Raw genomic sequence first — 8,522 nt, 5'->3', positions numbered from 1 at the left:
CAGGGCCACCGCCTGCTCGTGCAGCCGGGGGCGGTCGAACTTGCCGTTCGGTGAGGCCGGCAGGCTGTCGCGCACGACCACTGCGGCGGGCACCATGTAGAGCGGCATCTGCTGTCGCATCAGCCCGAGCAGGGCCGTGACGTCGAGGTCCGTCCCGGTGAGCGGGGTGGCGAACAGCACGATCCGGTGACCCAGGGTCTCGTCGGGGACACCCACGGCCACGGCGTCACGCACGAGCCCCGTGTCGTAGGCGATCTCCTCGATCTCGGTGGGACTGACCCGGTAGCCCGAGGTCTTGATCATCTCGTCCTTGCGGCCCACGAAGTAGAGGAAGCCCTCGTCGTCGGTGACGACGGTGTCGCCCGACCAGACCGCGACCTCCGGCACCCGCCAGTCGGACTCGGTGCCCGGCACGGCCCGGAAGCGCTCGGCGGTGCGCTCGGGGTTGTTCCAGTAACCCATCGCGACCAGACCCCCACGATGGATCAACTCGCCCTCTTCGCCGGCGTCACAGGGGGAGCCGTCCGGACGGACGACGAGGATCTCGGCGTTGGGGATCGCCTTGCCGATGGAGTCCGGCCGGCGATCGACCTCGGACGGGTCCAGGTAGGTCGACCGGAAGGCCTCGGTGAGGCCGTACATGAGGAACGGCCGGGCGGTAGGGAAGTGCGCGCGGAGCCGGTCCAGGGTCGTCTTCGGCATCCGGCCGCCCGTGTTGGCGAAGTACCGGAGCGTCTGCGCCGCCTCGGTGGGCCAGTCGAGCTCGGCGAGCTGGATCCACAGTGGCGGCACGCAGGTCAGGCCCGTCACCCCGTGCCGAACGCACAGCCGGGCCACATCTCTGGGCAGCAGGTAGTTCATCAGGACCACGTGGGCGCCGACGGAGAAGCCGGTCGTCAGCTGGCTGAACCCGGCGTCGAAGCTGAGCGGGAGCACCGAGAGGATCACGTCGTCGGCCGTGTTGCCCAGGTACTCGCTCACGCTCTCGGCACCGACCAGGAGGTTGCGGTGGCTCAGCACGACGCCCTTGGGCTTGCCGGTGCTTCCCGACGTGTAGAGGATCGCCGCCATGTCCTGGTCGATGGGACGGCCGGGAGTGCTCGCGACTGGCTGGGTGCCGGGGCTCTGGAAGACGTCGGCCCACTGGTGCACGCGGTAAGGGCCGTCGTCGCTGCTCGAGACGGACTGGCCGGTACCCCGGCCTGCCGCCGCAGGCACGACGACGACGTGCTGCAGTGTCGGACACTTCGCCAGCTCTTCCCCGAGCAGCACCAGCCGTTCGGGCGAGGTCACCAGGACCCGCACCCCGCAGTCCGCGAGGATGTAGGCCACCTGCGCAGGTCGCAGGAGCGGGTTGACGGGTACGAATGCCCCCCGGGCCGCCGAGGTCCCGAAGATGGCCGCGACCGTCTCGAGCCGTTTGTCGAGGAAGACCGCGACCCGGTCCTCACGGTCGAGACCCAGGGCGCGCAGGCCCGCCGCGACTTGGTCCACCGACTCCCGGAGACGACCGTAGCTCCACGTCTCGTCCTTGTAGGTGAGTGCGGGCGCCTCCGGGTGGGTCGCCGCGCGCTCCGTGACGAGATGGTGCAAGCTCGTCCTCATCTTCCGATCCCTCCTGCCACCGGCTGCCCGAGTGGCGCTGCCTGACCGCCCGGCGCTGTCTCGCCGGTCGGTACTTCTTCGTGGGGGCCCCGTCTCACCAGGCGACGCTCGTCAGCTCGCTGTAGAGGTAGTCCACCTGGTCGGCGGCCACATGGTCGCTCCGGTACATCTTCGGCCGGGGGTTGCGTAGCATGATCGAGGCGGGGGGGCGCCGGCTCACCACCCGCAGCTCCGCCAGGGTGGCGAGCACACGGTGCCGCACCAGCAGGTGGCGGGAGATCAGCGGAGCGGCGCGGTGGAAGAGGCCGGGATTGCTGACGTAGAGGATCGACCCGAAGATCGGCAGCCGCTTCCGACGGTCGTGGCGCAGGATGATGTAGCAGGACTCGTCGCCGTCGGTCACGAGGATGTGGCGCGCCGCGGCCGCGGTCTGGTGGTCGTGGAAGATCTGCCGGTCGCGGCCGGACAGGGCCGCCCCGATCACAGCCGGGTCCGAGGTGATCGTCATGCCACGGCTCGGCGTGGGCCACGGCAGGTTGGGCACGAGGGCGGTCGCGGTGTCGAGACTGGTGAAGCGCAGACGCTTGTTCAGGGCCACGACGTTGCCGCTCGGGGACAAGTCGGTGAACGTGTACCCCCGCTGCGCGAGCATCGCCCGGATGAGCCGCAGGCCGTGCGACCGGTAGGCCTCCAGGACGCACCAGGCGCCGAGGTTGCAGAACCGCTCCACCCGCCCGTCGATCTCCCGCTCGGAGTAGAACGCCAGGTAGGCTCCTACGATCTCCTCACCGCGGCGCAGCAGGAAGCCGTGGTTCGGCGCGTCGTCGACCCAGCGCTGGGCCATCGCCGCCGACCAGGCCGCGGCGGACACGCCGCTGCGCAGCTGGGCGCCCAGGAAGGCGGCCACCTGCTCGACGTCGGTGGAGTTGATCGGGCCGAGTTCCACCGGTCGATCAACCGGTGGTTGAACCGGCATGACGTCACGGTACGTCACGTAATGACCCGAGGTCCGAGGTTCTGCGAACCTGCTCCCCGGCGCACCGGGTTCACCTACGGTTGCCTTGGGTCCGTCGCCATTGCGGCCCACCCTAGTGCGATCGAGGTGTCGGCCTGTGCTGTGTTCTGTCCGTCCACACTGTTCTGTCCCTACACACTGCTGCGTGTCATGACGAGTGTCGTCATCGCCGCCCACAACGAGGCCAGCGTGATCGGTCGGTGCCTCGACGCCCTGCTGGCCGATGCGCAGCCGGGTGAGCTCGACATCACCGTCGTCCCGAACGGCTGTACCGACACCACCGCCTCGGTCGCGTCGGCCCGGCCCGTTCGGGTCGTCGAGATCGATCGGGCTAGCAAGCCGGCTGCGCTCAACGCGGGCGACGATGTCGCGGTCGGGTTCCCACGGCTCTACCTCGATGCCGACATGGTCGTGAGCGCAGCCGATGTCCGCGCGCTCGTCTACAGGCTCTCCGTGGGCGGGCAACAGGTCGGCGGCGGCGCTCAGGTGGGTCTGGCGGCGGCACCCCGACGCGAACTCGACCTCACCGGCCGGCCATGGCCGGTGCGGGCCTACTTCACGATCAGCAGGCGGTTGCCCGCCTTCGACCACGCCCTGTTCGGGCGCGGGGCGATCACTCTCTCGGACCAGGCGAGGCAGCGCTTCGACCGCTTCCCCGACATGGTGGCTGACGACCTCTTCCTCGACTCGCTCTTCTCGGACCAGGAGAAGGTCGTGGTCGACGCGGTCGTGACGACCGTCGCCACCCCTTATACCACTCGTGACCTCGTCAGGCGCCTCACCCGGGTCCGCCGTGGGAACGCCGCCATGCGCCGCGCCGGCGACGGGCGGCAGCTCGACGTGCACGTCCGATCCGCGGATCGGCTCTCCTGGCTCCGGGACGTCGTGCTGCGCGATCCTCGGCTCGCACCCGCGGGCGCTGTCTACGCGGTCATCACCTTGGCCGCCGCACTGCTCGCCAGGCGGTCGCCGGAGGATGACACCACGTGGCAGCGGGACGAGTCCACCCGCGCCGAGCCGTCACCACCCGAGCCGTCACCACCTACGGTGTCACAGCGCTCCCGGACGAGGCCGGTTCGATGAGCCGGTCCTCGCTCGTCAACATCTGCTTCCATGGCATCGGTGCCCCGTACCGTCCGCTCGAGCCGGGTGAGGACCGGTACTGGATCTCGCCGGATCTCTACGAGCAGATCCTCGACGAGGTCGGCGGACGGTCCGATGTGCGGATCAGCTTCGACGACGGCAACAGCTCCGACGTCGACATCGCCCTGGCGGGCCTGTCACGACGCGGGATGACTGCCACCTTCTTCGTCCTGGCCGGTCGGCTCGGGTCCGAGGGCAGCCTCTCGCCCGATGACGTGCGGCGCCTGCGTGATCACGGCATGACGATCGGGACCCACGGGATGGATCATCGATCCTGGCGTGGAATGGACGCCGCGACACGTCATCGCGAGCTCGTGGAGGCCCGCGAGCGCCTCGGTGAGGTCTCTGGAACCGCAGTGCAGCAGGCCGCACTGCCGATGGGCCAGTACGACCGCACGGTCCTGCGAGCCCTCAAGGAGCTTGGCTATGGGGCCGTGCACACCAGCGACCGGCGTCGGGCGCGGGCGGGGTCATGGCTCCAGCCGCGCTACAGCATCCGTCAGGACGACACCATCGACTCGGTCCGCACGAGTGTGCTCCGCACGCCCGGTCGTGTGGAACGGCTCAAGCGCGAGGCTGTCGGCGTGGCCAAACGGCTTCGGTGAGAGGCTGAAGGCCAGCAAACGACGACTGGTCCCCTGCGGGTGGACCCCCGTTAGAGCCAGTGGGGACCGGGCGTGTCGCGGAGGCGACGAGGGCTGGTCAGGGCTCGCACGGTGGGGCGGCTGCCACGGTCGCCGATTGCAGCCCGGCTCACTTCGCGCAGCAGGACCAGGGACCAGTAGGCCGCACCGCGCACCCTGCCATTCCGCCTCCTGAAGAGCCGCACCCGGTTGACCGCCATCATGGCGCGCAGGCCCGGCGAGGCGCCTGACCCACCCTCGAGGTGCACGGCCCGTGCTGTCGGGACGTACCGGGTCGCGAAGCCGGCATCGCGGGCGCGCAGGTTGAACTCGGTCTCCTCCGAATACAGGAAGAACGACTCGTCCCAAGGTCCGCACGTGGCCCAGCAGTCCGCGCTCACGAGCTGGGTCGAGCCCTCGGCCCAGTCGGTGTCGGTCTCGACGTCGTAAGCCTGCGGACTCGTGACCACCTCGCCAAGGGCCGGATACTGCCCGACCCGGCTGGCCCCGAGGAACGCGTCGGCGAGCGCCCGCCTGAGCGTGGGTTCCCGACGCATGGACAGGATCAGCTCGCCCTCAGCATCGACCAGCCGTGGGACAGCTATCCCCACGCCCGGCTCCCGGGTGGCCCGGAGCAGCTCCGCGACGCAACCAGGAGTCAGGCGCACGTCAGGGTTGAGGATCAAGACCGCGGTGTGCGGGGGCGCAGCCGCGACGCCGGCGTTGATCCCGGCGGCATAGCCAGCGTTGCATCCGGTCTCGACGACGGTCGCCTCGGGAGCCAGCCTCCGAAGCAGATCAGGGCCTCCGTCCGTTGAGGCGTTGTCGACCACGACCAGGTGCCAGGACAGCCCTGCCAGTCCTTCGTCCAGGGACTCGACCAGTCCGGGGATGAGCGACTCACTGTTGTAGAGGACTACCACGACCGCCACGGAGTCGCACTGTGCCTCTTCGATGTCATGTGCCGCGAGGTACTCGGATCGTTCCTCGGTCCGTGACCCGTTCATGTGGATGCCCCCAACCGCCTGTCGGCCTGCCTGGCGGCGTCCGCCCGGCCCGATACTTGTTCTCGATTCGTCCCCGCCTCGGCTCGGTCCCTGTCGCGAGAGAGGCGCCAGAGCGCCCCCGACATCCCGATGAGTAGGAAGAAGACTCCAGCGGACTGCGGGAAGGCGAACGTGTCGAAGAAGGCCAGTCCTGCGGCTCCGGCCACCACTCCGGCAACGAGCGCTCGTGCAATGTCGGCCTCGAACTCGCTCTTTGCCAGCCGAGTGGCTCGATGGGCAACGGTCGCCGCCGCAGTGATAAGGACGAGCAACCCGGCCAGGCCGAGCACCCCGCCCTCGATCAAGAGACCGAGGTAGCCGTTGTCGAGGATCCAGTACTTGGGCAGGAAGGTCCCGAAGCCTCGCCCAATTACTGGGCTCCGGCTGACGAACTCGAAGGCGATGTCGTAGCTACCGGTACGGGACTCGACGCTGGAGTCGTTGCGGATCCCGGTGAACAGGTTCGTGATGGTCCCCAGCACGCCGGGCACGGTGAGGAACACCACTGCCGCCATGGCGGCGACGAAGAGCAGGGATCGCAGCTTGGCCATCAGCGGCCAGGAGAGAACCATGACCACGATGCCGACGGCTGCGCAGATCATCGCCGACCGTGAGATGACGACCATCACCATCATCCCGATCGCGCCGAGCAGCAGCCGGAAGAGCCAGCGTCTCGTCGGCACGGACCGAGCAAAGGCCATGGCGAGAGGCAGCACGGTCGTGAGCACCATGCCGTACTCGATGGGATGGGTGGCCGTGCCGCTGGGCCGAGCCAAGCCGCTGCGCGTCGCGAGCTCCCACCCGGACGCGCCCGATGTGAGCCCGGGGATCTTGATCTCGTCGACCCACAGGCGCTTCGTGGCGAGCTGGACGATGCCGAGGATGGCCACGATCCCGACGCCGATGACGAGGCGCCTGGCGATGGTTTGGTGGCGCTCCAGGGTCGGGATACCGTCGTTCGCAACCAGGACGATCCCGGCCATCGCGACGAGGCGGAGCATCCCGCTGTCGGCCGGGCTGATCTCGTCCGAGACCATCGGTCCGGCCATCGCATGCGCGTAGACGACGAGCATGATCAGCAGCCACCCGAGCATTGCCGCCCGAACCGATTGCCGACCAGTGACCACCGGCTCGTCCCGGTGCAGGTGAAACCAGAGCCACCAGCAGAACGCGGCCATGGCGAGGATCGTGGCGGGAGAGCCGGCCGTGCCGAGGGGCGCAACCACCATCGGGGCGGGGATCGCCAGCAGGACGCACAGGTACACCGTCAGGATGCTGACCGCGTCCGGCCCACGAGTGGGACCGACGTGTGAGCTCATCTCGTCGAGGCGGACATCATCGGCTCCCGCTCGTTCCGTGTCTCCGGTTGTGCCGCTGCCGGCGCGGCGACCTTGGACGAGGACGATGACCGGTCGCTGCGGCGGGCGCCTTTGGGCACGCTCGGTATCCGTGCCGGCTGTTGTGCGGCCGATGGCGGGGCCGACGGGGTGACCGCCACCGGCGAGTCAGGGTGTGGTTCACCTGGCGGTTCCGGTTGGGCAGGCGGGTTCGTCTCGGGACCGCCCTTCGCGCGCTTCTGACGGGCATGTCTTGCCCCGCGTGACCCTCGTGCCGCCCGGGCGGTGAGCAGCCCGTCGATCAGACCGACCAAGAAGAGCATCAGGGCCAAGCTGACGGCGGCGGCGATGATGCCGGCCCTCATCTGGCCGCTGCGCACGATCTCCGGTATAGCGTCTGCGGTGAGCTTCTTCGCAGTGATGTAGGCGGACTGCTCGATGTCGAGCCCGGTCTGGAGCGACTCAAGCCGGGCCGGGATCATCTCCATCACGGTCTTCAGGCCGCTCACCGCCGCCTCGGGCGTGGGCGCCTCGACGTCGACGATGATCAGCGGCCCGCTCGTCGTGAAGTCTGGGGTCAGCTTGTACGTCGCGGTGGGCGCCTGGTCGGCGAACTGCTCTTGTGCGTCCTGAGCGTCGAAGGCCCGGATGAGCACGTCGCGGGCCTGGGTCAGCCCGCCCAGCATGAGATAGGGGTTCCCCTGGGTCTCCATCTGACCCTGACTCTTGGTCGTCGTCGTAGGCGGGAAGAGGAGCATCGTTCCCTCGGCCTGGTACGTCGGGCCGATCTTGACGACCATGAGCCCCGTCAAGGCAAGCGCGATCGCTACCCCTGCGATGGTGAGATACCAGCGCCGCACCAGTGCAGCCCAGAACGGATTGAGCTCCATCGAGCCTGCCTTCCCCTTGGCGTCGCACCCGGCCCCTCTGCCCGGGTGACACCTCGATCGTGCCATAGCCAACCGGAGGGATCTCGGGTTTTTGACATCCTCCGACCCAGTTGGTGTCAGCATGAGACCGACCGGGAGTCTGGGTTGGCCCCGACGAGACGACGAGGACGAGACGAAGAGTAGATGACATCGCGCGACCTGCTTCTGGTGCTACTCCGCCGGTGGTATCTCATGCTCCTTGGCGCCCTGGTGACGGTGGCAGCGCTGTACGTCGCAACCCATCAGCCCGGCGTGTACTTCGTCCGGTACAGCTTCGTCCTGCTGGCCCCCCGGAGCGAGGTCTATCCGAACCAGATCGAGGATCCGCACTATGGCATGGCCCAGATGGCGGGCCTCATCGTGACCGACTACAACGAGGGCTATCGCGAGCCTCTGCTCGCCTCCGCGGACACCACCCTCTATGGCGAAGGGGTCCGCGACGGCAGCCGAGTTCGTACGCCCAATAACGGAAGCCAGTGGGTGCCGCTCTTCACGACGCCGAACATCGACGTGCAGGTGGTCGGCCCGACCGCCGAGCAGGTCGGGGCCGAGGCGCAGCGCATCAAGGCACGGTTGACCGAGATCCTCGAGCAGCGTCAGGACGCCCTGGGGATCGCGCCGACGATGCGGATCACATCCCTCGTGTCACCGGCCGACCCGGTCATCGCCTACGTCGGTGGCAGTCGCGGACGCGTCGCGGTCGGGGTGGGCGCAGTCGGAGCGACGCTGACGACGATCCTGGTCGTTCAGTTCGACCGGTGGCGAGAACGCTATTGGGAGGGGCGACCGAGACGTCGTAGGCGCCGTCGTAAGCCGACCGACGC

General features: G+C 68.7%; 8 protein-coding genes. 3 read left to right on the top strand and 5 right to left on the bottom strand.

Annotated features, from left to right (window positions below; all coding sequences use genetic code 11):
• Both WMI84_RS15130 and WMI84_RS15125 read right to left on the bottom strand, forming a co-directional pair.
• On the bottom strand, positions 1-1,605 hold a 1,605-nt coding region (locus WMI84_RS15130; RefSeq protein WP_347354594.1), incomplete at its 3' end, for an acyl-CoA ligase (AMP-forming), exosortase A system-associated.
• Positions 1,606-1,699: 94 nt separating this feature from the next.
• Positions 1,700-2,551, bottom strand: coding sequence for a hypothetical protein (locus WMI84_RS15125; protein ID WP_347354592.1), 852 nt, complete (start codon positions 2,549-2,551; stop codon positions 1,700-1,702).
• A gap of 219 nt (positions 2,552-2,770) precedes the next feature.
• Here WMI84_RS15125 and WMI84_RS15120 point away from each other — a divergent pair, with 219 nt between their 5' ends.
• Both WMI84_RS15120 and WMI84_RS15115 read left to right on the top strand, forming a co-directional pair.
• Positions 2,771-3,703, top strand: a complete 933-nt coding sequence (locus tag WMI84_RS15120; RefSeq protein ID WP_347354590.1) for a glycosyltransferase — start codon at positions 2,771-2,773, stop codon at positions 3,701-3,703.
• Positions 3,700-4,368: a polysaccharide deacetylase family protein gene (locus WMI84_RS15115; RefSeq protein WP_347354588.1), complete on the top strand. Its 669-nt coding sequence runs from the start codon at positions 3,700-3,702 to the stop codon at positions 4,366-4,368. Before WMI84_RS15120 ends, WMI84_RS15115 begins: the two co-directional genes overlap by 4 nt.
• Before the next feature lie 50 nt (positions 4,369-4,418).
• Here WMI84_RS15115 and WMI84_RS15110 read toward each other — a convergent pair whose 3' ends face one another.
• The 3 genes from WMI84_RS15110 to WMI84_RS15100 all read right to left on the bottom strand — a co-directional run bounded on the left by WMI84_RS15110 (position 4,419) and on the right by WMI84_RS15100 (position 7,659).
• On the bottom strand, positions 4,419-5,318 hold the full coding sequence (locus tag WMI84_RS15110; protein WP_347354586.1) for a glycosyltransferase family 2 protein: 900 nt from the start codon (positions 5,316-5,318) through the stop codon (positions 4,419-4,421).
• A gap of 71 nt (positions 5,319-5,389) precedes the next feature.
• A complete protein-coding gene (locus WMI84_RS15105) occupies positions 5,390-6,751 on the bottom strand; it encodes an O-antigen ligase family protein (RefSeq protein WP_347354584.1) in 1,362 nt (453 codons plus the stop codon).
• Positions 6,748-7,659, bottom strand: a complete 912-nt coding sequence (locus WMI84_RS15100; protein WP_347354582.1) for a hypothetical protein — start codon at positions 7,657-7,659, stop codon at positions 6,748-6,750. The genes WMI84_RS15105 and WMI84_RS15100 overlap by 4 nt, the downstream gene beginning before the upstream one ends.
• A 183-nt stretch (positions 7,660-7,842) precedes the next feature.
• Here WMI84_RS15100 and WMI84_RS15095 point away from each other — a divergent pair.
• A partial coding sequence (locus WMI84_RS15095; protein WP_347354580.1) for a hypothetical protein occupies positions 7,843-8,522 on the top strand: 680 nt, incomplete at its 3' end.

Origin of the sequence: Intrasporangium sp. (assembly GCF_039812505.1) — a bacterium.
GTDB lineage: Bacteria > Actinomycetota > Actinomycetes > Actinomycetales > Dermatophilaceae > Intrasporangium_A.
Note: the sequence above shows the minus strand (reverse complement) of the source record. Positions and strands in the feature narration are given on the sequence as shown.